The following is a 23,880-nucleotide window of genomic DNA, read 5'->3' on the forward strand; positions in this document are numbered from 1 at the left end:
GCACCCAAGTCGCGATTGGCGGTGTTTGATCTTTTTGCGTAGGAAGATCAAGAGCAGATCAGAAGCAGATCAAGAGCGGATCAAGGGCGGATTGCGGGCTAAGAATGCTGGGGACTTGTGGGAGCGAGCTTGCTCGCGAAGGCATTGGTACATCCGCCGAATAATTGGTGTTTGAAATGCAGCATTCGCGAGCAAGCTCGCTCCCACAGGATGGGTGTGCGATCAGCAAAAATGCTGGCGCCTGGGCTGGCCTCTTCCCGGCTGAAGCCGGTCCTACTGAATGCACCGCGTACACCCCGTGGGACCTGCTTTGCTGATCGTGCCCTCGCTCCGCGTGGGTATGCATCCCAGGACGCTCCGCGTCCATTCCCGGCTGAAGCCGGTCCCACTGAATGCACGCGGTGTCCTGTAGGACCTGCTTCAGCAGGGAAGGCGTCGATCGTCATGCCGTAAAAAGTGATGGTTATCAGGTGCCTTGAAGTATTCACTAGCAGTTTTCGATTATTTGCGGCTCACCAGGCCCGCGCCATACTATCTTGCGGTACGGGCCGCTCAGCATCTTATTCTCTCTCAGGAATTCAAATACCTCGGCAGGACACCAGCCTGGGCCAGCGGAAAAGCAAACTCCCTCATCTCGCAACCTTTCAAAAACCATTACTCTAGAGCTTTGATTTAGTGTTACCAAAGACATCATTTTCTCTTCTTTTTCTGGCGCAGCGACGAAACCTAACGCTACGAGTCGTTCAATCACACTCTCATCTATGACTCTCACTACTATTTCCGAAAGCGCAGCTTCCACAACATAGGCCTTTGTAGTGTTTTTTATAGAATTCATTTCACAATCACCGTTGTAATAGTCTGATCGTCACGCCGCAAAACTGATAGCGAACAATCCGGCCTCTTCCCGGCTAAAGCTAGTCCTACAAACACCGCGGTCACCGTAGGACCGGCTTCAGCCGGGAAGCCCTTGATCTGCTTTTGATCTTCGGACACAAAAGGCTCAAACACCGCCAATCGCGACTTGGGTGCAGGCTGAACGCAGGTTTCGCGGAGTGGGCCGAGCCGCATGGATGCGGCGAGAGCGCCGTCAGGGCATGGATGCCCGTTCGGCGCGGGCCCACGGAGCGGGACCGGAGTGAAGGAACCCCGACGGAGGAGGGGCCAAACCAGGAGCACGGCCATTTTGGTTACTTTTTCGGCTGTTGGAAAAAGTGACCCGCCGTAAGGGCGGAACCCTAATTCACGTACACACAAATAATGGATAGAGCGCCATCCAACAACCGGCGTGCCCATGAAAAAGCCCGCCTGCCGATCTCTCGGCAAGCGGGCTCTTGAGTACCTGACGAATCAGTTCAGGCCCAATTTCCCGCGCATCTGCGACAGGTCTTCAGCCAACGTATTGACCGGACCTGCCAACGCCTTGCGATCCTGCTCCTTCACCTTATCGTACGTCTCGTAGCCACCGTCCTTGGTCTTGTACTTCGCCAGGATCTTGTCCACGGTCGCAAAGTTCTTCTCGACCTTCGCCACGAACGCCTTGTCCGACTGCTCCAGCTGCGGCTTGAACAGATCAACGATCTTCTTCGAACCGTCAACGTTGCCCTGGAAGTCATACAGATCGGTATGGCTGTAACGATCTTCCTCGCCCGACAGCTTCGTCGCCGCCACTTCTTCCATCAGCGCAGCAGCACCGCCCACGACTTTCTCTGGCGGGAAGGTGATGCCAGCGATACGCGACTGCAACTCTTTCACGTCAGCCAACAGCTTGTCCGCGAACACGCCCTGATCCTTGGTGGTGTTCTGCGAGAACAACGCATATTCCAGACGGTGGAAGCCAGTGAAGTCGTCGGCTTTCACGCCGTTTTCGTGATCGTCTTCGCGGGAGTCGATCGACGCGTCCAAGTCGCTGAACAGTTCGGCGATCGGCTCGATCGACTCGTACGACAGACGCGTGGTCGGGAACAGCTTTTTCGCCGTCGCCAGGTCGCCCTTCTTGATCGCGTCGGTGAACTTCTGCGTGTCGGCGGCCAGGGTGTCGACGTTCTCGGTCACATAGATCTTGTAATCCGAAACCGGCGTGACCAGATCCAGCGGCGCGGTGGCGGCGAACGCGGACATCGATGTCTGCAACAGGCCAAAGGTCAGCAACAAAGCGAGGGGCGACTTTTTCATAGAGCTCTTCCTGTGAGGTAAGGGTTGTCAGGCAGTTTTTGTTGTGTGGGCAGAGGCGGCCAGCAAGGACCGGCCAATGAAATCGTTGCTGTCGACCACGCCCGGCAGGGTGAAGAAATACCCGCCGCCCACCGGCTTGAGGTACTCCTCAAGCGGCTCGCCGTTGAGGCGCGTCTGCACAGTAATGAAGCCTTTCTCCAGGTCCGCCTGATAGCAGATGAACAGCAGACCCATGTCCAGCTGACCGTTCTTGTTCACGCCGTTCGAGTAGTTGAACGGGCGACGCAGGATCAGGTTGCGCTGGGTTTCGGCCGTGCGCGGGTTGGCCAGGCGGATGTGCGCGTCCAGCTTGGTGACCTTGCCTTCAGGATCATTCGTGAAATCCGGGACGTCGGTTTCGGTCTTGCCATGCATCGGCGCGCCGGTGGTTTTGACCCGGCCGATGATCGATTCCTGCTCCTGCAGCGGGGTACGGTCCCAGCGCTCGACGAAGTTGCGGATGATGCGCACCGCCTGATAGCTGCCGTTGGCGGCCCAGGCCGGTTCGTCGCTGCCCGGTTGCACCCAGACCAGCTCGTTCATAGTCTTCTGGTTGTTCGAATCGGGGTTGGCCGAGCCGTCGCGGAAGCCCAGGAAGTTGCGCGCGCTTTCCGGCGGCTGGCCCGGTTTCAGCGGGGCTTGCGCGGGCACGGTGCCTTCCTGTTTCCAGCGCACCAGCAGTAGGTCCGGCAGGTTTTTCACGATATCGCGCAGGGCGTGAATGTTGCTGTCCGGGGCGTTCGAGCAGAACTGAATGCTCAAATCGCCGTGGCAGCAATCGGCTTCCAGGGCGTCGTTGGGGAAACCGACCATGCGCTGCAGACGCTTGGGCTTGACGGGTTCCAGACCAAAGCGGTCGTCGAACAGCGAGTCACCCACCGACACGGTAATGGTCAGGTTGTCCGGCGTGACCACCGGGCCGAGGATGCCGGAATCCAGTGGCGGCAGTTTCGGGTCGACCTGGGGCACGGGGCCGCCGGTCATCAGAAACGCAATGCGCTCGTTCAGCGTGCGGAACATGCGCTCAAGGTCTTCGCGGTCCTGGGCCAGCACGTCGAAGGAGACCATCATCCCGGCGGTTGGGCGCGGGGTGACGATGCCGCTCTGATGCGGGCCGTGGAACGCGTTGTGGTCCTGGGTTTTTTCGCTTTTCGGTGCTTCGGTGACCTGCGCCGGCGCGGTGGCGGCGAACGCGTTGCCGGTCAGGCTGGCACCGGCCACCGCTGCGCCTGCAGCGCCAAGGCCCAGCAGGACGCGGCGACGGTCAGTGGAGATCGGCGCGTTTTTTGAATCGGAGTCTTTCATGTGAATGCTGTCTTCGCTCTGGTTTCAGGGCCGGGCGGGTGCATTGGGCACCCGCCTGGGCACGCTCACAGGCCTGAGAGGCCGAGGGCCGGATCGATTCCATCGAGTGCGTCGGCCAGTGCCTTGGCCTTGTCTGCTACTTGTTTTCGTTGTTCGGTGCTGACCTGGTCGTACGGCTTGAAGCCGTCGGCGGTCTTGAGCATCAGCAACTGGTCATCCAGGGCGGTGCTCGCGGTGTCGATCTTTTTCAGCACGTCGCCGGAGGACTTGGCCAGCAGCGGACGCAGCAGGTCGATGACCTTGCGCGTGCCTTCGAGGTTGGCGGCAAAGCCGTTCACGTCGAGGTGGCTGTAGCGTTCTTCTTCGCCGTTGCTGCGGACTTCGGCGATGCTGCGCATGTTGCGCACGACCATGCTCGCCAGTTGTTCCGGGGCAATGCTCTGGGCCAGCAATTGCTGTTTCAGGCTGGCGATGTCGGTTTGCAGCTTCTGCACGACCGGCGTCAGGCCGTCGACGGATTTCTGCGAGAACAGGCCCAATTCCAGGCGGTGGAAGCCGCCGAAGCCCGGGTCCTGCTCGCGTTTTTCGTAGTAATCGGCGCGGGCGTTGATCGCGTTGTCCAGCTCGGACAGCCGCTGGGCCGCAGGGGCGATGCGCTGATAGGCAGCACGGGCCGGCGCGTAGGCTTTCTGCGCTTGGGCCAGATCGCCGCTGTCGATGGCTTGTTGCAGATCGTTGACCGCGCGGATCAGCGCGCTGCTCTGGGTGCTCAGGTAGACGCGGTATTCGGACAGCGGGCCGATGAAGGCGACCATCGACGGACGCGCTTTGGCAGCGGCATCGGATTCAGCGGTCGGCGTCACGTGCAGGGTGCCGCGCGGGTTGCTCAGCAGGCCGCAGGTGATGGCGTAGTCGCCCGGCTGCAGGTTGGCGTTGATGATCTGGCTCAGGCCCGGAACGATGTTTTCGCGTTCTTCCACCACGAGCACGCCGTCGAGGATTTCCCATTCCACGGCGCGATCCGAAGCGTTGACGATGCGGAAAGCGTTCTTCCCGGCCGGCACGGTGATCGAATTCGGCTCGCAGCTTTTGGCGTTGATGGTCACGACGGTTTCATTGCCGCTGTTGGCGATGCGCTTTTGCTGCGCGGCCTGGGAGGCGAAATAAAACATGGCGCCGGCGGCGATCATCAAAATCACCGAGCCTGCAACGGCGAACTGCAAGGCGCGAGGGGGCTTGGCTTTCTTGGGAGGAAGGCCGTTGGCAGTGGAGTTCATGGGAGCCCTTATTTGTTCGTAACTGAATGCGTAACCGAAGAAGTGTGACCGTGTTCATGGGCCGGGCGGGTGGGCAGACTCACCACCCGCGCCTGGGGCTTGAAGAACAGGAACAGCGCAAAGATCAGGTAGGCCAGGTACGCCACCAGCACGCTGACGGTCGGCGCATCCTGATAGCCGAACATGCCGGCCAGCACCGAACCGGTCGGGCCGTCCATCGGAAGGATCGCGCTGATGTCGAAGACCACGTCCTGGAAGTGGTTCCAGACCCCGGCTTCATGCAGCGAACGCACGGAGTTGGCCAGAATGCCCGCCGCGACGACGAGGATGAACAGGCCGGTGTAGCGGAAGAACTTGCTCAGGTTCAGGCGCATGCTGCCTTTATAGATCGCGACGCCGATGCACACCGCGATGATCAGGCCGAACAGCGCACCCAGCGGGCCTGACACGCCTTCGCTCTGCTGGAACACGGCGAGCAGGAAGAACACGGTTTCGAGGCTTTCACGGGCGACGGCGAAGAACACCATGCCGATCAGCGCGTAGGTCTGGTTTCTCGACCCGGCCAGAGCGGCGTCCAGGGACTGGTGCAGGTCATGCTTGACCGAGCGCGCGACTTTGCGCATCCACACGACCATCGAGCTGAGGATGACCACGGCGACGAGGCCGACGATGCCTTCGAACAATTCCTGCTGCTTTTGCGGGAATTCAGCGCTGACCATCTCCAGACCACCGCCGACGAACAGCGCCAGGGCGACCGCCAGGAACACGCCGATCCACACCGCAGGCATCCACTCGCCGCGGCCGGTCTGTCTCAGGTAACTGGCAATGATGCCAACGATAAGCGCGGCTTCAATCCCTTCGCGCAGCATGATCAAAAAAGGAACGAGCATTTATCACCGGTGCATATCTGATAGGGTGTGCGACGTGAATGCGTCGGGTAGCCATTCGCATTCAGCCACTGTGTAACATAATGATACTCATTATTGAATGCGTGCACTGGTTTTTTTGCAAAACCCTGCTTGTTGTGCAGGTGTTCAGCCGGGGTTCAGGCAGTGAGGGAGCTGGAAGCTTTAAGCGCGCAAGCGGTCAGAGCGTTTTAGCGTTCACAGCGCGGCTTTCAGGGTCTCGACGAAGCGCAGCGCTGCCGGGCTCAGGTCCGAGCCAGCACGGGTAATCAGCCCGATCTCCCGACACACCCCAGGATGCTCGACCCGCACCTGCGTCAAATCGCCGCGGCCTTCGTCGGCGGATTCCGGCAGCAAGGTCATCCCCAGGCCGTGCCGCACCAGCGCCATGACCGTCGACATGTAGTTCGCTTCCAGCCCGGGCGTCAGCACAAGTCCTTCTTCAGCAAACAATTGCTCCACCCGCTCACGCACGCTGCTGTCGCGACCGGTGAGGATGATCGGCTGTCCCGCCAGCGCCTGCAGGGTGACCGAACGCTCCCGTGCCAGCGGATGGTCAGCGGGAACAAACAGACTCAGGCGGTCGACCATCACCACCTCGAACGCCAGCCCGTGGCCCATGCGCGCCCGCACCCCCAGCCCGAAATCCACTTCGCCCTCGCGCACCAGCGCATCAATCCGCTGCGCGACCACGTCACGCAAGCGCACTTCGACGCCAGGGAACTGCTCGCGAAAGGTTTTCAGAATGGGCGGCAGCGTGCCGGAACCCATCGACGGCAGGGCGGCGATGGTCACCACGCCCCGACGCAGCGCGGCCAGATCCCGCGAGCCGCTGATGATGTTGTCCAGGTCCAGCAGCAGTTTCTCCATGGGCCCGCGATTGTTCTGACCCGCAGCGGTCAGGCTGACCTGGCGCGGGCTGCGCTCCAGCAGGGCAACGCCGAGCCATTCTTCCAGCTGCTGGATCTGCACGGTCAGGGCGGACGGCGACAGGTTCAGCTCCAGCGCCGCCTTGGCAAAGCTGCCGGTGTGGGCGACGGTCAGGAACGCGCGGATGTGCTGAATCGAGTTTTTCATGGCGCTGATTTCCAATGCTTCTTGTCGTGGCGTCATTCGGTTTTTCCGAACGCAGGGCGCCGAACATTTCAATTTACAAAGCTTACCCCCGTTTCGATACTCGCTGAAAACAACAACAGCTCGTCCCGCCGCCCGCCGGTCAGGGATGACGAAGGATCAAACCATGCTCGCCACCCTTGGTGTCATTACCATCCTCTGCCTGCTCGCCGCCGTCATGAGCAAGCGCCTCTCGCCCCTGGTCGCCCTGATTGCCTTGCCGATCATCGCCGCATTGATCGGCGGATTCGGCCTGCAAACCAGCGGCTTCATCATCACCGGCATCAAGAACGTCGCCCCGGTGGTCGGCATGTTCGTGTTCGCCATTCTGTTCTTCGGCGTGATGACCGACGCCGGCATGCTCGACCCGATCATCGACCGCATCCTGCGCACGGTGGGCACGCGTCCTACGCGGATTGTCGTCGGCACTGCGCTCCTGGCGTTGCTGGTGCACCTCGACGGTTCCGGCGCGGTGACCTTTCTGGTGACGATTCCGGCAATGCTGCCGCTGTACACGCGGCTGGGTATTGATCGGCGGATTCTGGCCTGCGTCGCGGCCATGGCGGCGGGGGTGAATTTCCTGCCGTGGACCGGGCCGGTGCTGCGCTCGTCGGCGGCGCTGCATGTGCCGGTGTCCGAGCTGTTCCAGCCGCTGATTCCGGTGCAGATCGTCGGCCTGGCCTTTGTTTTCTTCTGCGCCTGGATGCTCGGGCGACGTGAGGAAAAGCGCCTGGGGTTGGGCCGTTTTCAAACCACGGCCGAGCACATCGACGTGGTGCCGCAGCGTGTGCTCACCGAGCAGGAAGCGGTGCTGCGCCGGCCGCGTCTGTTCTGGCTCAACTTGGTGCTGACCATTGTGGTCATGGCGGTGATGATTTCCGGCTGGGTCGATCCGGTGGTGATGTTCATGGTCGGCACGGTGCTGGCGTTGTGCATCAACTACCCCAACGTCGACGCCCAGCGCGCGCGCATCGATGCCCACGCCAAGACCGCCTTGACCATGGCCAGCATTCTTCTGGCGGCCGGGGTGTTCACCGGGATCATGCAAGGCACCGGCATGCTCAAGGCCATGGCCGAAGTGGCGGTGGCGCAAATCCCGGCCGGCCACGGCAAGTTGATTCCGATGGTGGTGGGCTTCCTGTCCATGCCGCTCAGTTTGCTGTTCGACCCCGATTCCTTCTATTTCGGCGTGATGCCGGTGATTGCCGAAGTCGGCCGCTCCCTGGGCGTTGATCCGCTGCAAGTGGCCCAGGCCTCGCTGCTGGGCGTGCACACCACCGGTTTCCCGGTCAGCCCGCTGACGCCGGCCACCTTCCTGCTGGTCGGGCTGTGCAAGGTCGAACTGGCCGACCACCAGCGCTTCACCATTCCGTTTCTGTTTGCCGCATCGGTGCTGATGACCCTGACCGCACTGTTGCTGGGAGTGTTTTAAATGAAGACATTACGTATCGGCTCCGGCGCCGGTTATTCCGGTGACCGTATCGAGCCCGCCGTTGAATTGGCTGAGAAGGGCGAACTGGATTACCTGGTTTTCGAGTGCCTGGCCGAGCGCACCATTGCCCTCGCACAACAAGCGCGGCTCAGCGATCCCGAAGCCGGTTTCGACCCGCTTTTGAACGAGCGCATGCGTCGCGTGCTGCCTTTCGTGGGGCGCGGACGTGAAGCCGGGCAGCGGCGGCTCCGGCTGATCAGCAACATGGGCGCGGCCAATCCGCTGGCGGCGGCGCGGGAAGTGCGCCGCATCGCGGTCGAGTTGGGGCTGCACGGGCTGAAGGTCGCGGCGGTGACGGGGGATGACGTGCTCGCTGTTCTAAAGGCGAGTCCTGAACAGATGCTGGATAACGGCGCGACAATTGTTTCGTTGGGTGATCGGTTGATCTCGGCGAATGCCTACCTGGGTGCCGAGGGGATTGTCGAGGCGCTGGAGGCCGATGCTGATGTGGTGATCACTGGCCGCGTCGCCGATCCCTCGTTGTTTCTTGCGCCGCAGCTGTTCGAATTCGGCTGGGCCGAGGACGACTGGACGCGGCTGGGACGCGGCACGCTGATCGGCCATCTGCTGGAATGCGCCGGGCAGATCACTGGCGGTTACTTTGCTGATCCGGGCGTGAAAGAGGTGCCGAATCTGGCCCGCCTCGGGTTTCCGCTGGCTGAGGTAGACGCCGAGGGCAGGGCAGTGATCAGCAAGGTCGCAGGCTCCGGCGGGCGGATCGATACCGCCACCTGCACCGAGCAAATGATTTATGAAGTGCACGACCCGGCGGCGTACCTGACCCCGGACGTGACGGCGGATTTTTCCGGCGTGTCGTTTAGCGTTGTTGCCTCTGACGAGGTGCGGGCTGAGGGAGCGGATGGCCGCGCGCGACCCGAGACGCTGAAAGTGTCGGTGGGCTATCTCGACGGCTGGATGGGCGAAGGGCAGATTTCCTACGGCGGGCCCGGCGCCCTGGCCCGGGCACAACTGGCGCGGGACGTGGTGCTGGAGCGTTTGCAGCTGACCGGCGTGGTCTTCGATGACGTGCGCGCCGAGTTGATTGGCGTCGACGCATTGCACGGTGCGGCGCTGGGTTCGCGGACGGCGGCCGAGCCGTGGGAGGTGCGCCTGCGGGTCGCGGCGCGCTGTGCAGACAAGGCCGAAGCCGTGCGCATCGGCAATGAAGTGGAAACCCTCTACACCAACGGGCCTTATGGCGGCGGCGGCGCGACCAAGGGCGTGCGGCAAGTGGTGGCCGTGGCGTCGCTGCTGATGCAGCGGGATGCCGTCAAGGCGCAGGTTCATCTGGAGGACGCATCGTGAGCATCGTGAAATTGCGCGAACTGGCCCATTCCCGGACCGGCGACAAGGGCGACACTTCGAATATTTCGGTCATCGCTTTCAAGGCGGAAGACTACCCGCGATTGTTGGAGGTGCTGACGGTCGAGCGGGTGGCGGAGCATTTTGCCGAGTTGCTGGGGAGCGATGCCTCGCGGGTGCTTCGGTATGAACTGCCGAACGTGCACGCGCTGAATTTTGTGCTGCCGGGGATTCTGAAGGGGGGCGTCACGCGATCATTGGCGCTGGATGCCCACGGCAAAGCGCTGGGGGCGGCGTTGCTGGATATCGAGGTGTGAGTTCGCCGGATTCGCGGCGCAGCGGCCGACGTCTTCCCGGCTGAAGCCGGTCCCACAGGGTGCGCGCGAGCCTTTAGTGGGACCGGCTTTAGCCGGGAAGGCGTCAGGCGTCACACTGCAGAATGTTCGGTGCTCACATCGGCGTCTTCCCGGCTAAAGCCGGTCCCACTAGGGATGATCCTCGTCACCACCCCTTAGATATCCGTGATCTTCACCACCCCCGTCGCCAACCGCGCGGGCAGCTTCAATTGCGCGCACAACCCGCCGCCTTCGCGATTGGTCAGGGTCAAGGTGCCGCCCAGTGCGATCGTCAATTGCTGCGCAATCGCCAGGCCCAACCCTGTCCCCCCCGTATCGCGGTTGCGCGAGCTTTCGACGCGGTAGAAGGGTTTGATGACCTCGGACAATTCCCCTTCGGCAATTCCCGGCCCGCGGTCCAGCACCTGGAGCGAGAGGCTCTGGTCGGGGTGGGCAATGACCTGGATCTCTGCCGCTCCACCGAACTTCAACGCGTTGTCAGTCAGGTTGACCAGCACCCGGCGCAGGGCGTGGGTGCGGGTGTCGATGACGGCGCCGGTCTTGCCGTTCAACTGCACGTCGCGGCCGACGTCCTGGTAGTCGAACACCAGGCTGTCGAGGAATGAATCCATGTCCACGCGCCGCGCTGTCTCGGTCGAGGTGTCCATGCTTCGCGCATACGCGACGCCTTCCTGGACCAGGTGCTGCATCTCGCTCAGGTCGCTCCAGAGTTTGTCTTTCTCGACGCCATCGTCCATGAACTCGGCCCGCAGTTTCATGCGGGTGATGGGGGTTTGCAGGTCGTGGGAGATCGCTGCCAGCAGTTGCATACGCTCCTTCACGTAGGTCGAGATCCGTTGCTGCATGGTGTTGAACGCCACGGCGGCGAAGGCCACTTCGGTCGGGCCGCTTTCATCCAGGCGAATGCCTTCTCCGTTCGGGTCGAGGTTGTCGACCGCGTGGGACAGGCGCGTCAGCGGGCGAATGGCCGTACGCACCGCCAGCCAGGTGCAGACAAACAGCAGCACGAGTTGGCCAATCAACAACAAAGGCAGCCAGGGCGACAGCGGCGTGATCTGCGGGCGTACGTCGATCGTCAGCGGGTTGCCGTCCTTCAGCGTCAGATGGGCCTGATAGTGCGGGCGGCTGTCGGCGATGTTATTGAACGTCAGTTCGTAATCGTGACCGAGGCTTTCCTGCATCGAATGCACTGACATCGGGGCCTTGTCCATGTCCACCGGCGTCCCGGTCTGGCCGGCACCGAGGATGTAGCCGTAGGTAGGGTGTTCGAGGCGTGGCAGCCAGGCCTGACGCTCTTCGGCTGGCAGGCGTTCGAGGATGGCGACGGTGGTGCTGAGGTCGCGCTCCATATTGCCGAGCATCGTGGTCATCGCGCTTTCATAGCGCTCATAGAATTGCAGGCCGAACGACAACCCGTGGGCCAGCACCAGGCTGATCAGAAAAATCAGCGAGAGCCGTGACGCCAGGGTGCGCGGCCATCCGACGCTCAGCTTCATGGGCTTTCCCCGAGAATTTCCACGGCGTAGGTGAACACGTAGCCCTCGTTGCGCACGGTCTTGATGTAGGCCGGGTCGCGGGCGTCGTCGGCCAGGCGCTGACGCAGACGGCTGACCAGCAGGTCGATGGAGCGATCGAACAGATCGGCGTCACGGCCCTGGGTCAGGTTCAGCAGCTGATCGCGGCTCAAGACCCGCTGCGGGTGATCGAGGAAGGTGCGCAGCAGGCGGTATTCCGCGCCGCTGAGGGTAACGACCGTGCCTTGGGCGTCGAGCAAGTGGCGGGCGGTGGTGTCCAGTTTCCATTTGCCGAACGCCAGCATGCGACCGGCTTCGGTGACGATCAGGTTCGGCGGCAGCATGCGGGTGCGGCGCAGCACGGCATTGATCCGCGCCAGCAGTTCGCGGGCGGCGAAGGGTTTGACCAGATAATCGTCGGCGCCCATTTCCAGGCCAATGATGCGGTCGGTTTCGTCGCTGCGGGCGGTGAGCATCAGCACGGGGGTGGTCTTGTGCTTGCCGGTGCGCAGCTCGCGGCACAGCAGCAGGCCATCGTCGCCCGGCATCATGATGTCGAGCACGATCAGGTCGACGGGCGTCGATTCCAGAAACGAACGCATCTGCCTGCCATCCGCGACCACGGTGGTGCGCAGGCCGTTCTTCTTCAGGTAGTTGCCCACCAGCTCTCGAATTTCGCGATCGTCATCGACAATCAGAATGTGATCGACGTGCTCCATTGCCCCAGCTCCCGTATTCATGTGTGTGGCGCATCTTAACCAGTCGCGCGTGACTTGCCTGCCGGGGTTTGTATTCCACTGTATCTGGCGCTGCCGGGCATACATGCGCATGCAAAAGACGGTTTTTTCGGCGCGAATGTATCGCTGTGTATCTGCAGCGGGCGCTGACACGTAAGGATGATTTTCCGGCCGTTCGCGACACAAGCGAGATACCTGCGGGGCGTTCAATGGGACCCATCGAGACGACAGACACACACCGCCTCGAACCCCAACCGAACAACCTTGGATACCGGAGAACATCATGAACTGGAAGAACCTCAGCATCGCCACCCTGTTTGCCGCCCTGAGTCTCGGCGCCCTGACTGCACACGCCCAGCCCGTCGCCCAAGCTCACGCTTACATGTACGGCGACCACCTGGACATCGCCAAGGCGCTGTCCACCGAAGTCGACTCAACCCCGACCTGCGGCGTGGTCAACGCCCATCTGCGCTACCTCGATTCCCAGGGTCAGCAACAGACCCTGAACTACCAGACCGTGGCCCAGAACTGCCCGCAGGACAACTGAGTCTAGGGCCGCGCGGATGACGTGTCGCCGGCCGCTCGGTTCGCTCATTACCGTTGAAGATTTCATGAGGATCACACCATGACACCGATCAAGACCACCCTGTCCGCCGTTGCTTTCGCACTCGCCGGATTCGCCGTGCACGCCAACGCGGCGGTGCAGCACACCGGCGTCGATGACAGCGCCTGCTTCCAGCTCGCGCCAAAAGTCGCTGAAAACGGCTCTGACAAAACGCCGCTGGTGATGTGGATCGAAAGCCGCGGACAGATGGTGGCCGAAGGCGGCTCCGAACACACCCGTTCGGGCATGGCGGGTGAGCAGCAGAGCCGGGTGTGAGGCCCGATTCAGGCGGCGGTCTTACGGGCCGTGCGTGGTAACGGCGACACGCAAGTGGGCGGTGATCGGGCGGCAGGAGTAAGCTGTGCTCCTTTTTGACTGCCCGCGCCCACGCGCCGCTCAGGACCTTACGCCCGCAATGAGATCACCCGCTGCCTTCGCGCCACCGCCGTCGCTGTTTCTGCCCCTGACCGAAGAGGTGTGCAAAGGCCTGGCCGCTGGCGAATCGCTGGACGATTTCCTGAGTCAAGCCGGCCGGTCGCAACTCGCTGCGCTGATGCTGCTGCTCAATCTCAACGCACTGGTCGCGCAAAACACCGCCGTCGAACAGCTCGAACGCATGCTCGATGATGTCCTTCGCGCAGCCGCTTCCGTCGAAGAAGCGGGCGGGCGCTTTGCTGATCTGGTGCGTGGCAGGTTCACCGCCGACCATCTGGCCGCAGGGCTCTCGGTGCTTGAAATTGCCGGCGTCAGTCTGCTCGACGACGCTGATATCGAGCAGCAGGATTACCTCGACGGGGAAGGGCAGTGGGACTTCGGTTTTGGACTGCGTCATCGCGCCAAACTGGAGCCACTGACCCGCGAGATCGTGATGCCGTCCGGCGACCTCCTGCGCCTGAGCGATCAGCAGAGCCGGATCTTCGACGAGTTCAAGGTCTGCAACGAGGAGTCGTTCCACCTGCAGGCCTATGCCGGGGTGGGCAAGACCTACCTGCTGGCGAAGTTCTTCGAGGTCCTGGTCCCGGAAAAAACCCTGCTCATGGCGACCTTTCCGGGTCAGGTGAGCGCGCTTCAGACGCGGGTGCGTCAGGCCAACCCCGACGCGCGGATCAGCGCGTGCACCTTCGGCCACATGGCTAACCTGCTGCTTAACCGCGACATGACGGCGCGCGGCTGGCGCAACACCGACATTCAGCGCACCGGCGCCAGCTCGCTGGTCGATGACCGGCAAGTGGCGCAATGGCTGAATTTGCAGGCGGTGGGCAAGCTGCAGCCCCGTGACGTGGCGCGGGTCTGCCGCAGCACCGTGCACAGTTTCAGCCTGTCGCCGCTGGCGAATATCGAGGCGCGGCATTTGCCGTCACTGGGGCACGCGGCGAGTCAGGCGGACATCGCTCTGCTGCTGGAATACAGCCGCCTGCTCTGGCGCGAGACGGTCAGGCCGTCGGCGCCGCACATTCGTCTGCCGATCCGCAACAGCCACCGGATCAAGTTCCTGGCGCTGACCAACGAAGTCATCCCCGAGAACTACAGCCACATCATCATCGACGAAAGCCATGAACTGACGGCGCCGATGGTGCAGATCCTCGACCGCAGCCCCCAGGCGGTCATTACGTTGGGCGACGAATTCCAGCAGCTCAGCGGCAAGACCCCGCGCCATGGCGGCTTCATTCGCCAGCGTTTCATGACCCAGTCGATCCGCGCCGGCAAGCAAATGGCCGACGTGCTCAATCCGATGATTCAATTGCACCCCAGCGACATCAAGGAAGGTTTCGTCGGCCGCGCGCCCCACCCGACGCGCATCATTGGCCACGGCATCATGCCGATTCCGGAAAAACCCACGACGATTCTGGTCGCCAACGAATGGGGCCTGTTTGCCTGGTTCAAGCGCCTGACCGAAGCCGGCGCGCGCTTTCAAATGCCCCTGCGCACCTTTGAAAGCCTCACGCTGTTCGTCAAAGGCCTGGACCTGCTCTACCGCGAAGACCTGCGCCCGCAGCACCGGCTGATCTTCCGGTTTGCCTATTGGGACGCGTTGGCCTCGGCCATGGGCGGCAGCCACGAATTCAAGGCGATGCACGAGTGGCTCGGCCAGGACAACCGCCTGCAGGACTTCCTCGACACCACCCAGCGGTTCTGCAACGACCCGGCCGCCATCCTCAAACTGGCGAAAGTCGAAGACGTGAAGAATCAGGAATTCGACTCCGTGCTGCTCTCCCGCGACCTCATGCGCCCACCGCGCGAGGGCTCGACCCATTCACTGGCCAGCGTGTGCTCACTGCTCTACACCGCCAGCTCCCGCGCCCGCCACGAACTGCTGCTGCCGGGAAACATGAATGACTGGTTGCAGGATTTGGGGCGTAAGTAGAGCGCGCTATTACCTGTGGGAGCGAGCTTGCTCGCGAAGACGGCAGTTCAGGCACTGAAGATGTAACGGCTGTTCCTGCCTCTTCGTGAGCAAGCTCACTCCCACAGTCCCAGCGAACCGACCCAAATATCGAGTGAATCCACTATCCCGTGGGAGCCGAGCTTGCTCGCGAAGGCTTCCTATCAGTCACCAGAGAAGGTGGCTGAATGTCCGAGCCCCTTCATGAGCAAGCTAATTCCCACATCACGGTGCTGTCTGGGAAAACAAGGAAAGCCGGCCGCCAGCGTTTCAAACCCGGCAATCACCCCCACGCCACTGCTTCGGACTCACCCCGAACCATCGTTTAAACGCCCGGGAGAACGCGCTGGTTTCCGAGTAGCCGAGCAGCGAGGCGAGTTGGGTGATGCTGAGGTTCTGCTGTTTGAGGTGATTCAGGGCCGAGTCCTGGCGGATCTGGTCGACCAGTTGCGTGAAGCTGATGCCCTGTTCGCGCAATTTGCGCTGCAGGGTCCATTCGGACAGGCCGAGGGTGTGGGCGATGTCGTCCAGCGCCGGTTCGCCCAGGTGCAGGGTGGCGAGGATGGTCTGGCGGGCGCGGTCGAGGAGCGTGGCCTCGGGGCTGTTGCCCGTGCCGCTGCCGTTATCGCCCAGTTGGCGGATCGCGTCCTTGATCAGCATCAGCAGAATCGGGTCGCTGCCGGGCATGGCTTTGCCCACGACATCACGCTTGGGGATCAGCAGTGAATTGCAGCGCTGCCCGAAACGCACGTCAGCGCGGAACACGTCGCGGTGTTCGTGCCAGCCCTGGGGTTTGGCGTGTTCGAATGCCACTTGCCGAGGTGCCCAGTCCGGGCCGAGCACGTGCCGCACCAGGTTCAGCGCCATGCCCATGGTCAGCTCGGCGTCCTGGCGGCGTTCGTTGATCGCGCCGTGGCGCACCTGATAATCGAAACGGTAGCACTCGCCTTGATCCACCAGTTCGATCAGCGTGCTGTGCTGATGGAACGGGAAGGCGGCGGAGAAATTGATCAGTGCGTCTTCCAGGGTCGCCGAGCACAGGCCGATGTAGCCCAGCAGGCCCAGCGCCTGGGGCCGGAATTGCTGGCCGTAACGCAGGCCGAAATTGTCACAGCCGGTCTGGCTCGCGGCTTCTTCCAGCACTTTGCAGTAGTTGGTCAGCGGCAGGCTCAGGGTCGGGTGCAGCAGCTGCTCGGGGTCGATGCCGGAGCGGCCGAATACCCGGTCCAGATCACCGCCGTGTTGCACGATAAAGCCATCGAGCCCGTTGGCCGCAGCCGACAGCACGCCGCGATTGCTGGCGGCGGGCGTGTTCGATGCGGCGGCGGGGACGAGGGTCTGGAGCATGGGGGTGAGGGCTCTGACGGTGTGTAGGCCTATCGTGCAAGCAAATGTCGTACCTTGTGTCAGCCACATGCATCGTCGGGGGGAATCAACGGTCCTGTGGGAGGGACCGGGGTAGCGCTCCACCTTGCTCGCGAAGACTGCATTCCAGCCGCTGCATACTCGGCGAATGTACCGACCTCTTCGCGAGCAAGGTGGAGCGCCACCCCGGTCACTCCTACATGGGCACCGGTGCTACTCGACGACTCATCTGCTGCCCAAGCTGTTGGGAAGTCTGGTGCCACTGCGGTCAGCAAACGCAGGCATTGCGTGACCCTCAATAAAGCACCGGGTCGTTTTCACGCGCCAGTGTGGCGCACCCCCGGCAGATACCCGGAAAACTTGACCGCAGACGACAGACAGCGCGCCGTACGGTCAAGCCTTGGCCTGTCAGCTGTGACTATGCTCGACGTCAGACAAATACCGTCGCCTGGCTACCGGGGTACACACTCATGACTGCATCACAACTCAAACCCACCTTGGGAACCCTGCACTTGTGGGGGCTGGCCGTCGGCCTGGTGATCTCCGGCGAATACTTCGGCTGGAGTTACGGCTGGGGCACCGCCGGCACCTTGGGCTTTCTGGTGACCACGCTGATGGTGGCGGTGATGTACACCTGCTTCATCTTCAGTTTCACCGAACTGACCACCGCGATTCCCAACGCCGGCGGGCCGTTTGCCTACAGCCTGCGTGCCTTTGGCGTGACCGGTGGGATGATCGCCGGGCTGGCGACGCTGATCGAGTTCGTCTTCGCCCCGCCGGCCATCGCCATGGCGATCGGCGCCTACCTCAATGTGCAATTCCCGTCCCTTGATCCAAGGGTTGCGGCCATCGGCGCGTATTTCGTGTTCATGACCCTGAACATCCTGGGCGTGAGCATCGCAGCGACCTTCGAACTAGTGGTCACCATTCTGGCGGTGGCCGAACTGCTGGTGTTCATGGGCGTCGTCGCGCCGGGCTTCAGCTTCAGCAATTTCGTCCTCGGCGGCTGGGCCGGTTCCGATACCTTCGGCCTGCCGGCCATCAGCGGCATGTTCGCGGCGATCCCGTTTGCCATCTGGTTCTTCCTCGCCATCGAAGGCGCGGCCATGGCGGCCGAAGAAGCCAAGGACCCGAAACGCACCATTCCGCGCGCTTACGTGGGCGGCATCCTGACGTTGGTGGTGCTGGCGATCGGCGTGATGATCTTCGCCGGTGGCGTGGGCGACTGGCGTACGCTGGCGAACATCAATGACCCGTTGCCCCAGGCGATGAAAGCGGTGGTTGGCGGCAACTCCAACTGGATGCACATGCTGGTGTGGATCGGCCTGTTCGGTCTGGTGGCGAGTTTCCACGGCATCATCCTCGGCTATTCGCGGCAGTTCTTCGCCCTGGCACGGGCGGGCTTTCTGCCACCGAGCCTGGCGAAACTGTCGCGCTTCCAGACGCCCCACCGTGCGATCCTCGCGGGCGGTGTGATCGGCATCATCGCGATCCTCAGCGACGGCATGATCAACCTGCAGGGCATGACGCTGACCGCGGCGATGATCACCATGTCGGTGTTTGGCGCCATCGTGATGTACATCATTAGCATGCTCAGCCTGTTCAAGTTGCGCCGCAGCGAGCCGAACCTTGAGCGCAGCTTCCGCGCGCCGGGCTATCCGATCGTGCCGGGCATCGCTCTGGTGCTGGCGGTGGTGTGTTTGGTCGCCATGGTCTGGTTCAACCTGCTGATCTGCGCCATATTCATCTGCCTGATGGCCGTGGGCGCGCTGTTCTGCAAAATGGTCCGCGGGCGCAGTGCGGCGGTCGCGGTCGCCGGTTAATCACGCGGTTCGAATAAAGAGGTGTGCATGAGCTTTTCCCACAGCATCGGTGGCATGGTCTGGCGCTTCGACAGCCTGCGGGAACTCATGGCCAAGGCCAGCCCCGCACGCTCCGGTGACTTTCTCGCAGAAGTCGCCGCCAGCAGCGATGCCGAGCGTGCGGCGGCGCAAATGGCCCTGGCCGACGTGCCGCTCAAGCAATTCCTCACCGAAGCGCTGATTCCCTACGAAGAGGATGAAGTCACCCGCCTGATCGTCGACAGCCATGACCGCGCGGCCTTCGCCCCGGTAAGCCACCTCACGGTCGGCGGCTTTCGCGACTGGCTGCTGGGGGACGACGCCACCGAGGCCAGCCTCAAGGCCCTGGCACCGGGCTTGACCCCGGAGATGGCGGCGGCGGTGTCGAAGATCATGCGCGTGCAGGATCTGGTGCTGGTGGCGCAGAAAATTCGTGTCGTCACCCGCTTTCGCAACACCGTCGGCCTGCGCGGGCGCATGTCCACCCGGCTGCAACCCAATCACCCCACCGATGATCCGGCCGGCATCGCCGCCAGCGTGCTCGACGGTTTGCTGTACGGCAACGGCGACGCCATGATCGGCATCAACCCGGCCACCGACAGCGTCAGCGCTATCAGCGAACTGCTGAAGATGCTCGACGGCGTCATTCGTCATTACGAGATTCCCACTCAGTCCTGCGTGCTGACCCACGTCACCTCATCGGTGGCGGCCATCGAAAAAGGTGTGCCGCTGGACCTGGTGTTCCAGTCCATCGCCGGTACCGAAGCGGCCAACAGCGGGTTCGGCATCAGCCTGGAAATCCTTCGCGAAGGCTACGAAGCCGGGCTCAGCCTGAAGCGCGGCCCGCTGGGCGACAACCTGATGTACTTCGAAACCGGCCAGGGCAGCGCCTTGTCGGCCAACGCGCATCACGGCGTCGATCAACAGACCTGCGAGGCCCGGGCCTACGCGGTCGCGCGGCATTTCAACCCGTTCCTGGTCAACACCGTGGTCGGCTTTATCGGCCCGGAATACCTGTACAACGGCAAGCAGATCATTCGCGCCGGGCTCGAAGATCACTTCTGCGGCAAGTTGCTCGGCGTGCCCATGGGCTGCGACATCTGCTACACCAACCATGCCGAAGCCGATCAGGACGACATGGACGTGCTGCTGACCTTGCTCGGCGTCGCGGGCATCAACTTCATCATGGGCATTCCGGGGTCCGACGACGTGATGCTTAACTACCAGACCACCTCGTTTCACGACGCTTTGTATGCACGCAAAACCATCGGCCTGCGCCCGGCGCCGGAGTTCGAGGAATGGCTGACGCGCATGGACATCCTGCGCCAGGACGACGGCGGCGTGCGGCTGGGGCAGGGCGTGCCGCCGTTGTTCCGCAAGGCGCTGGCGCAACTGAATTAGTCGCCGATCAGCAGTTCCAGACAAGGGCTTGAGCCATGAGCGATGACAAGAAATCACCCGCACACGCCGATGCCTGGCAGCAGTTGCGCTCGCTGACCTCGGCGCGGATCGCCCTCGGGCACGCCGGTACCAGCCTGCCGACGGCGGCGCAGCTGGATTTCCAGTTTGCCCACGCCCAGGCGCGCGACGCCGTGCACCTGGCGTTCGATCACGGAGCGCTGGCCGAGCAACTGGCGGGTCGGTCCCGCGAAACGCTGACCCTGCAAAGCTCGGCAACTGACCGCCATGTGTACCTGCAACGGCCTGATCTGGGGCGGCGTTTGTCAGAGGCGTCGGCTGCCCAACTGAAGGACTACGCGTCTGCGCATCCTGAAGGATTTGATCTGGCGCTGGTGGTCGCAGACGGTTTGTCTGCGCTGGCGGTGCAACGCCACAGCCCGGCGATGCTGGAGCGCATCGACGAAATGGCAGCGGCGGAAGGCTGGAGCCTGGCGCCGGTGGTGCTGGTGGAACAGGGCCGCGTCGCCGTTGCCGATGAAATCGGCGCACTGCTCAAGGCGCGCATGGTGGTGATCCTGATCGGCGAACGACCGGGCCTCAGTTCGCCGGACAGCCTGGGTCTTTACTTCACCTACGCACCGCGCGTGGGCCTGAATGACGCCGCGCGCAACTGCATTTCCAACGTGCGCCTTGAAGGCATGAGTTACGCGATGGCGGCGCACAAGTTGCTGTACCTGATGCGCGAGGCCTGGCGTCGACAGTTGTCCGGCGTGAGCTTGAAGGACGACGCGCAAGTGCCGGTGCTGGAAGCGGGCGAGGGCAGCCGGCCGGGGAATTTTCTGCTGGGACCTTGATCGTGCCCACGCTCCGCGTGGACATGCCTCCCGTGACGCTCGGCGTCGCCTTGTGCATGGCTTGAATATTCGGTGTGTTCTTTGACGCCTTCCCGGCTAAAGCCGGTCCCACAATTCAGGTCACCGCCAGTGTGACTGGAGGCACGCGGCGCTTTTAGTGGGACCGGCTTCAGCCGGGAAGAGGCCAGTACAGCCGCTGCATCTCCTGCGGCAGTTACGCCCCCTTCGCGAGCAAGCTCGCTCCCACATAATCGTTGTCGACGCCGGATCTGAGCCAGCCTGCAGAACCTGTGGGAGTGAGCTTGCTCATGAAGGCCAGCAGCATCCGCTGCATATCCACCGGCAGAGACACCGCCTTCCCGGCTAAAGCCGGTCCCACATTTCAGGTAACAGCCAGTGTGACTGGATGCGCGCGGTGCTTTTAGTGGGCCGGCTTTAGCCGGGAAGAGGCCAGTACAGCCGCTGAATCTCCTGCGGCAGTTACGCCCCCTTCGCGAGCAAGCTCGCTCCCACATAATCGTTGTCGACGCCGGATCTGAGCCAGCCTGCAGAACCTGAGGGAGTGAGGTTGCTCACGAAGAGGCCAGTGCAGCCACTGCATTTCTGACAATAGATACACCGTCTTCCCGGCTAAAGCCGGTCCCACATTTTAGGTCACCGCCAGTTTGACAGGATGCGCGCGGTGCTTTTAGTAGGACCGGCTTCAGCCGGGAAGAGGCCAGTGCATTCGCTGCATCTCCAACGGCAAACACGCCGCCTTCGCCCCCCCTTTCCAGACTCTTTTGCTAGGCTGCTTCCACCACTCCCGAGAGCGCTGCCCCATGCCGATTGCCCAGTCCGACACTGCCTGCACGCATTTCCTGCGCGAATTCTGGTTGGCCCTCGGTGGGCCGCCTCGCTATCTGGGCCATCTCCAGACCATCGGCGAAGGCGCCCTGGCGTCGGCATTCCCGGTCACCGATTTCGCCACAGCCGCCGTCGCTGCCGCGCATCTGGCGGTGGGTGAACTGATCGATCAGGCCCACGGCACGTTGCCGCTGATCACGGTCGATCGGCGCCTGGCCTCGTTCTGGTTCGCAACGTCCCTTCAGCCCCAAGGCTGGTCGCTGCCGGCGCAGTGGGACGCGGTGGCAGGGGATTACCGCGCGGCAGATGGATGGATCCGGTTGCACACCAACGCACCGCACCATCGTCAGGCCGCGCTCGCCGTGCTGAAAACCGCCCCCCAGCGCGACGCGGTCAGTCAGGCCGTGCTGCACTGGCAGGCCAGCGAGCTGGAAAGCGCGGTGGTCGACCATCACGGTTGTGCCGCCGCCATGCTCAGCGCTTCGGCCTGGCGCGAACATCCTCAGGGTCGCGCCGTCGCCGCCCAACCTTTGCTGCATCGTGCGCAGGCCATAGCGCCACCGGCTCCATCGCATCAGTCAAACCCCGCACGACCCGAATGGATCGTCCCACGTGAACGGCCCTTGCGCGGCATTCGCGTGCTCGACCTCACGCGTATTCTGGTCGGCCCCGTGGCCACGCGGTTTCTCGCCGGGTTCGGCGCCGAGGTGCTGCGCATCGACCCTCTTGGCTGGGACGAGCCCGGCACCGTCCCGGAGGTGGTGCTTGGCAAACGCTGCGCGCGGCTGGATTTGCGCGACCCCGCCGATCGCGCAGTGCTGGAGGGCCTGATCCGCGAAGCAGACGTGATGATCCATGGTTACCGCGCCGACGCCCTCGCGCGACTGGGCCTCGATGCTGAGCGCCGCCTGCAGCTCAATCCCGGTCTGGTGGATGTATCGCTGAACGCCTACGGTTGGACTGGCCCATGGCGGGAGCGACGGGGTTTCGACAGTCTGGTGCAAATGAGCTGCGGCATCGCCGACGCCGGCATGCTTGCAGCCGGAAGTGACCGCCCCGTGCCGCTGCCCGTGCAGGCGCTGGATCACGCCACCGGGTACTTGATGGCGGCGGCAGCGGTGCGCGGTCTGACCGAGCGACGGATTACCGGACAGGGCGTTCAGGTCCAGGCATCCCTGGCGCGCACCGCGTTATCGCTGATGTCGTTTGCCTCAACCGAGGCGCAGCCTGCAGCGCTGCTACCGCTGATTCCGAGCGATTACTCCGACGCCATTGAGCACACCGCGTGGGGCCCGGCGCTGCGCCTCAAACCCGCCGGGCAGCTCGACGGCACGCCGACCCTCTGGGATTTACCGGCGAGCGCACTGGGCAGTGGCGACGCGAGATGGCTGTAACACGCGTCAGCTACCCGCAATCATCAGATCCAGGTTCTGCACCGCCGCCCCGGCCGCGCCCTTGCCCAGGTTGTCGAACACGGCGGCCAGCAGTACATGGCCGTCGTGCTCGAACACCATCAGCCGCAGGTTATCCGTGCCGTTGAGCTGGCGCGGGTCGATCCCGGTCAGCGCGCGGGATTGCTCCATCGGCAGCACTTCGACAAACCCGCTGCCTTGATAATGCTCAGCCAGCGCGGCATGCAGCGTCGTGCCCGTCACGCCGTGGGGCAGCAGGCGCGTTTGCAGCGCGATGGTCAGCACGATGCCCTGACGAAACGCGCCATAGGCCGGCATGAACACCGGCCGCTCGCTCAGCCCGCTGTACTGCTGGATCTCCGGAACGTGCTTGTGGGCAAGGCTCAGGCCGTAGACCTGAAAAGGCACCGCCTGAGCAGCGTCCGGCCCTTCGAATTCGTCGACCCCCGCGCGGCCTTTGCCCGAATAGCCCGACACCGCATTGATGCTGATCGGGTAATCGCGCGGCAGCAGTCCCGCCTCCAGCAACGGCCGCAACAGACCGATCGCCCCAGTGGGATAGCAGCCTGGATTGCTGACGCGGCGGGCTGTGGCGATGCGTTGTTTCTGTGCTTCGCTCATCTGCGCGAAACCGTAGACCCAGTCGGGGTGGGTACGGTGCGCAGAGCTGGCGTCGATCACCCGCACGTCCGGGTTGGTGATGCTCGCTGCCGCGTCGCGGGCCGCATCGTCTGGCAGGCACAGCACGGCAATGTCGCAGGCGTTGATCGCGGCAGCTCGGCTTTCAGGGTTTTTGCGGTGTTCGGCGGGCAGCGTCACCACCTGCAGGTCGGTGCGGCCTTGCAGGCGCTGGTGTATTTGCAGGCCGGTGGTGCCTTGGTCGCCGTCGATGAACACGATAGGCAGGGGCGCTTGTTTTAAAGACATGGCATTTGAATTCCGCAGAAGGTCGTCAATGCCAG

At 63.0% G+C, this 23,880-nt stretch carries 20 protein-coding genes; 10 read left to right on the forward strand and 10 right to left on the reverse strand.

Annotation, left to right across the window (positions count from 1 at the left end; translation table 11 throughout):
• Window positions 1-487 precede the first annotated feature (487 nt).
• The 6 genes from ACYASU_RS05930 to ACYASU_RS05955 all read right to left on the reverse strand — a co-directional run bounded on the left by ACYASU_RS05930 (window position 488) and on the right by ACYASU_RS05955 (window position 6,775).
• Window positions 488-835 carry a hypothetical protein gene (locus tag ACYASU_RS05930; RefSeq protein WP_463582235.1) on the reverse strand — a complete coding sequence of 116 codons (348 nt, stop codon included), beginning with the start codon at window positions 833-835 and terminating at the stop codon, window positions 488-490.
• 512 nt (window positions 836-1,347) lie between these two features.
• On the reverse strand, window positions 1,348-2,172 hold the full coding sequence (gene efeO, locus ACYASU_RS05935) for an iron uptake system protein EfeO (RefSeq protein WP_192175100.1): 825 nt from the start codon (window positions 2,170-2,172) through the stop codon (window positions 1,348-1,350).
• A 27-nt stretch (window positions 2,173-2,199) separates the two neighbouring features.
• The gene (gene efeB, locus ACYASU_RS05940; protein ID WP_463582236.1) at window positions 2,200-3,516 is read right to left on the reverse strand and encodes an iron uptake transporter deferrochelatase/peroxidase subunit; all 1,317 of its coding nucleotides are present in this window, start codon (window positions 3,514-3,516) and stop codon (window positions 2,200-2,202) included.
• A 65-nt stretch (window positions 3,517-3,581) separates the two neighbouring features.
• A complete protein-coding gene (gene efeO / locus ACYASU_RS05945; protein ID WP_463582237.1) occupies window positions 3,582-4,793 on the reverse strand; it encodes an iron uptake system protein EfeO in 1,212 nt (403 codons plus the stop codon).
• 8 nt (window positions 4,794-4,801) lie between these two features.
• Window positions 4,802-5,683 carry an iron uptake transporter permease EfeU gene (efeU, locus tag ACYASU_RS05950; RefSeq protein ID WP_463582238.1) on the reverse strand — a complete coding sequence of 294 codons (882 nt, stop codon included), beginning with the start codon at window positions 5,681-5,683 and terminating at the stop codon, window positions 4,802-4,804.
• A gap of 213 nt (window positions 5,684-5,896) precedes the next feature.
• The gene (locus ACYASU_RS05955) at window positions 5,897-6,775 is read right to left on the reverse strand and encodes a LysR family transcriptional regulator (RefSeq protein WP_463582239.1); all 879 of its coding nucleotides are present in this window, start codon (window positions 6,773-6,775) and stop codon (window positions 5,897-5,899) included.
• Between ACYASU_RS05955 and ACYASU_RS05960 the strand changes: the two genes are divergently transcribed.
• The 3 genes from ACYASU_RS05960 to ACYASU_RS05970 are packed head-to-tail and all read left to right on the forward strand — an operon-like array spanning window position 6,774 to window position 9,922.
• Complete coding sequence (locus ACYASU_RS05960) at window positions 6,774-8,243, forward strand: CitMHS family transporter (RefSeq protein WP_463582240.1); 1,470 nt, start codon at window positions 6,774-6,776, stop codon at window positions 8,241-8,243. The two genes, ACYASU_RS05955 and ACYASU_RS05960, sit on opposite strands and share 2 nt — an antisense overlap.
• On the forward strand, window positions 8,244-9,608 hold the full coding sequence (locus ACYASU_RS05965) for an acyclic terpene utilization AtuA family protein (RefSeq protein ID WP_463582241.1): 1,365 nt from the start codon (window positions 8,244-8,246) through the stop codon (window positions 9,606-9,608).
• A complete protein-coding gene (locus ACYASU_RS05970; RefSeq protein ID WP_463582242.1) occupies window positions 9,605-9,922 on the forward strand; it encodes an AtuA-related protein in 318 nt (105 codons plus the stop codon). The genes ACYASU_RS05965 and ACYASU_RS05970 overlap by 4 nt, the downstream gene beginning before the upstream one ends.
• 194 nt (window positions 9,923-10,116) lie before the next feature.
• On the opposite strand, the gene ACYASU_RS05975 is transcribed toward ACYASU_RS05970, so the two are convergent.
• Window positions 10,117-11,457, reverse strand: a complete 1,341-nt coding sequence (locus ACYASU_RS05975) for an ATP-binding protein (RefSeq protein ID WP_463582243.1) — start codon at window positions 11,455-11,457, stop codon at window positions 10,117-10,119.
• Window positions 11,454-12,194 carry a response regulator gene (locus ACYASU_RS05980; protein WP_192175111.1) on the reverse strand — a complete coding sequence of 247 codons (741 nt, stop codon included), beginning with the start codon at window positions 12,192-12,194 and terminating at the stop codon, window positions 11,454-11,456. Before ACYASU_RS05980 ends, ACYASU_RS05975 begins: the two co-directional genes overlap by 4 nt.
• A gap of 301 nt (window positions 12,195-12,495) precedes the next feature.
• Between ACYASU_RS05980 and ACYASU_RS05985 the strand changes: the two genes are divergently transcribed.
• The 3 genes from ACYASU_RS05985 (at window position 12,496) to ACYASU_RS05995 (ending at window position 15,181) form a co-directional block, all read left to right on the forward strand.
• A complete protein-coding gene (locus ACYASU_RS05985; RefSeq protein WP_463582244.1) occupies window positions 12,496-12,759 on the forward strand; it encodes a DUF2790 domain-containing protein in 264 nt (87 codons plus the stop codon).
• Window positions 12,760-12,837: 78 nt separating this feature from the next.
• Window positions 12,838-13,092: a hypothetical protein gene (locus ACYASU_RS05990; protein WP_463582245.1), complete on the forward strand. Its 255-nt coding sequence runs from the start codon at window positions 12,838-12,840 to the stop codon at window positions 13,090-13,092.
• 139 nt (window positions 13,093-13,231) lie between these two features.
• Entirely contained in the window at window positions 13,232-15,181 is a 1,950-nt protein-coding gene (locus tag ACYASU_RS05995) for an AAA family ATPase (protein ID WP_463582246.1), read from the forward strand.
• Window positions 15,182-15,469: 288 nt separating this feature from the next.
• Here ACYASU_RS05995 and qhpR read toward each other — a convergent pair whose 3' ends face one another.
• The gene (gene qhpR / locus ACYASU_RS06000; protein WP_463582247.1) at window positions 15,470-16,546 is read right to left on the reverse strand and encodes an AraC-like transcriptional regulator QhpR; all 1,077 of its coding nucleotides are present in this window, start codon (window positions 16,544-16,546) and stop codon (window positions 15,470-15,472) included.
• A 488-nt stretch (window positions 16,547-17,034) separates the two neighbouring features.
• Here qhpR and eat point away from each other — a divergent pair, with 488 nt between their 5' ends.
• The 4 genes from eat to ACYASU_RS06020 all read left to right on the forward strand — a co-directional run bounded on the left by eat (window position 17,035) and on the right by ACYASU_RS06020 (window position 22,900).
• The gene (gene eat, locus ACYASU_RS06005) at window positions 17,035-18,387 is read left to right on the forward strand and encodes an ethanolamine permease (RefSeq protein ID WP_463582248.1); all 1,353 of its coding nucleotides are present in this window, start codon (window positions 17,035-17,037) and stop codon (window positions 18,385-18,387) included.
• Between the two features lie 27 nt (window positions 18,388-18,414).
• Window positions 18,415-19,806, forward strand: coding sequence for an ethanolamine ammonia-lyase subunit EutB (locus ACYASU_RS06010; RefSeq protein ID WP_282373662.1), 1,392 nt, complete (start codon window positions 18,415-18,417; stop codon window positions 19,804-19,806).
• Window positions 19,807-19,841: 35 nt separating this feature from the next.
• Complete coding sequence (eutC, locus tag ACYASU_RS06015; protein ID WP_463582249.1) at window positions 19,842-20,660, forward strand: ethanolamine ammonia-lyase subunit EutC; 819 nt, start codon at window positions 19,842-19,844, stop codon at window positions 20,658-20,660.
• 821 nt (window positions 20,661-21,481) lie between these two features.
• Window positions 21,482-22,900 carry a CoA transferase gene (locus ACYASU_RS06020; protein ID WP_463582250.1) on the forward strand — a complete coding sequence of 473 codons (1,419 nt, stop codon included), beginning with the start codon at window positions 21,482-21,484 and terminating at the stop codon, window positions 22,898-22,900.
• Window positions 22,901-22,906: 6 nt separating this feature from the next.
• Here the strand turns inward: ACYASU_RS06020 and argC are convergent, their stop codons facing one another.
• Window positions 22,907-23,845 carry an N-acetyl-gamma-glutamyl-phosphate reductase gene (gene argC / locus ACYASU_RS06025; RefSeq protein ID WP_463582251.1) on the reverse strand — a complete coding sequence of 313 codons (939 nt, stop codon included), beginning with the start codon at window positions 23,843-23,845 and terminating at the stop codon, window positions 22,907-22,909.
• Window positions 23,846-23,880 lie beyond the last annotated feature (35 nt).

The organism is Pseudomonas sp. HP_12, from assembly GCF_055283955.1.

Coding starts and splice junctions, on each gene's coding strand:
- ACYASU_RS05930 (WP_463582235.1), bottom strand. CDS start 835: ATGAATTCTATAAAAAACACTACAAAGGCCTATGTTGTGGAAGCTGCG.
- efeO (WP_192175100.1), bottom strand. CDS start 2,172: ATGAAAAAGTCGCCCCTCGCTTTGTTGCTGACCTTTGGCCTGTTGCAG.
- efeB (WP_463582236.1), bottom strand. CDS start 3,516: ATGAAAGACTCCGATTCAAAAAACGCGCCGATCTCCACTGACCGTCGC.
- efeO (WP_463582237.1), bottom strand. CDS start 4,793: ATGAACTCCACTGCCAACGGCCTTCCTCCCAAGAAAGCCAAGCCCCCT.
- efeU (WP_463582238.1), bottom strand. CDS start 5,683: ATGCTCGTTCCTTTTTTGATCATGCTGCGCGAAGGGATTGAAGCCGCG.
- ACYASU_RS05960 (WP_463582240.1), top strand. CDS start 6,774: ATGGCGCTGATTTCCAATGCTTCTTGTCGTGGCGTCATTCGGTTTTTC.
- ACYASU_RS05955 (WP_463582239.1), bottom strand. CDS start 6,775: ATGAAAAACTCGATTCAGCACATCCGCGCGTTCCTGACCGTCGCCCAC.
- ACYASU_RS05965 (WP_463582241.1), top strand. CDS start 8,244: ATGAAGACATTACGTATCGGCTCCGGCGCCGGTTATTCCGGTGACCGT.
- ACYASU_RS05975 (WP_463582243.1), bottom strand. CDS start 11,457: ATGAAGCTGAGCGTCGGATGGCCGCGCACCCTGGCGTCACGGCTCTCG.
- ACYASU_RS05980 (WP_192175111.1), bottom strand. CDS start 12,194: ATGGAGCACGTCGATCACATTCTGATTGTCGATGACGATCGCGAAATT.
- ACYASU_RS05985 (WP_463582244.1), top strand. CDS start 12,496: ATGAACTGGAAGAACCTCAGCATCGCCACCCTGTTTGCCGCCCTGAGT.
- ACYASU_RS05990 (WP_463582245.1), top strand. CDS start 12,838: ATGACACCGATCAAGACCACCCTGTCCGCCGTTGCTTTCGCACTCGCC.
- ACYASU_RS05995 (WP_463582246.1), top strand. CDS start 13,232: ATGAGATCACCCGCTGCCTTCGCGCCACCGCCGTCGCTGTTTCTGCCC.
- qhpR (WP_463582247.1), bottom strand. CDS start 16,546: ATGCTCCAGACCCTCGTCCCCGCCGCCGCATCGAACACGCCCGCCGCC.
- eat (WP_463582248.1), top strand. CDS start 17,035: ATGACTGCATCACAACTCAAACCCACCTTGGGAACCCTGCACTTGTGG.
- ACYASU_RS06010 (WP_282373662.1), top strand. CDS start 18,415: ATGAGCTTTTCCCACAGCATCGGTGGCATGGTCTGGCGCTTCGACAGC.
- eutC (WP_463582249.1), top strand. CDS start 19,842: ATGAGCGATGACAAGAAATCACCCGCACACGCCGATGCCTGGCAGCAG.
- ACYASU_RS06020 (WP_463582250.1), top strand. CDS start 21,482: ATGCCGATTGCCCAGTCCGACACTGCCTGCACGCATTTCCTGCGCGAA.
- argC (WP_463582251.1), bottom strand. CDS start 23,845: ATGTCTTTAAAACAAGCGCCCCTGCCTATCGTGTTCATCGACGGCGAC.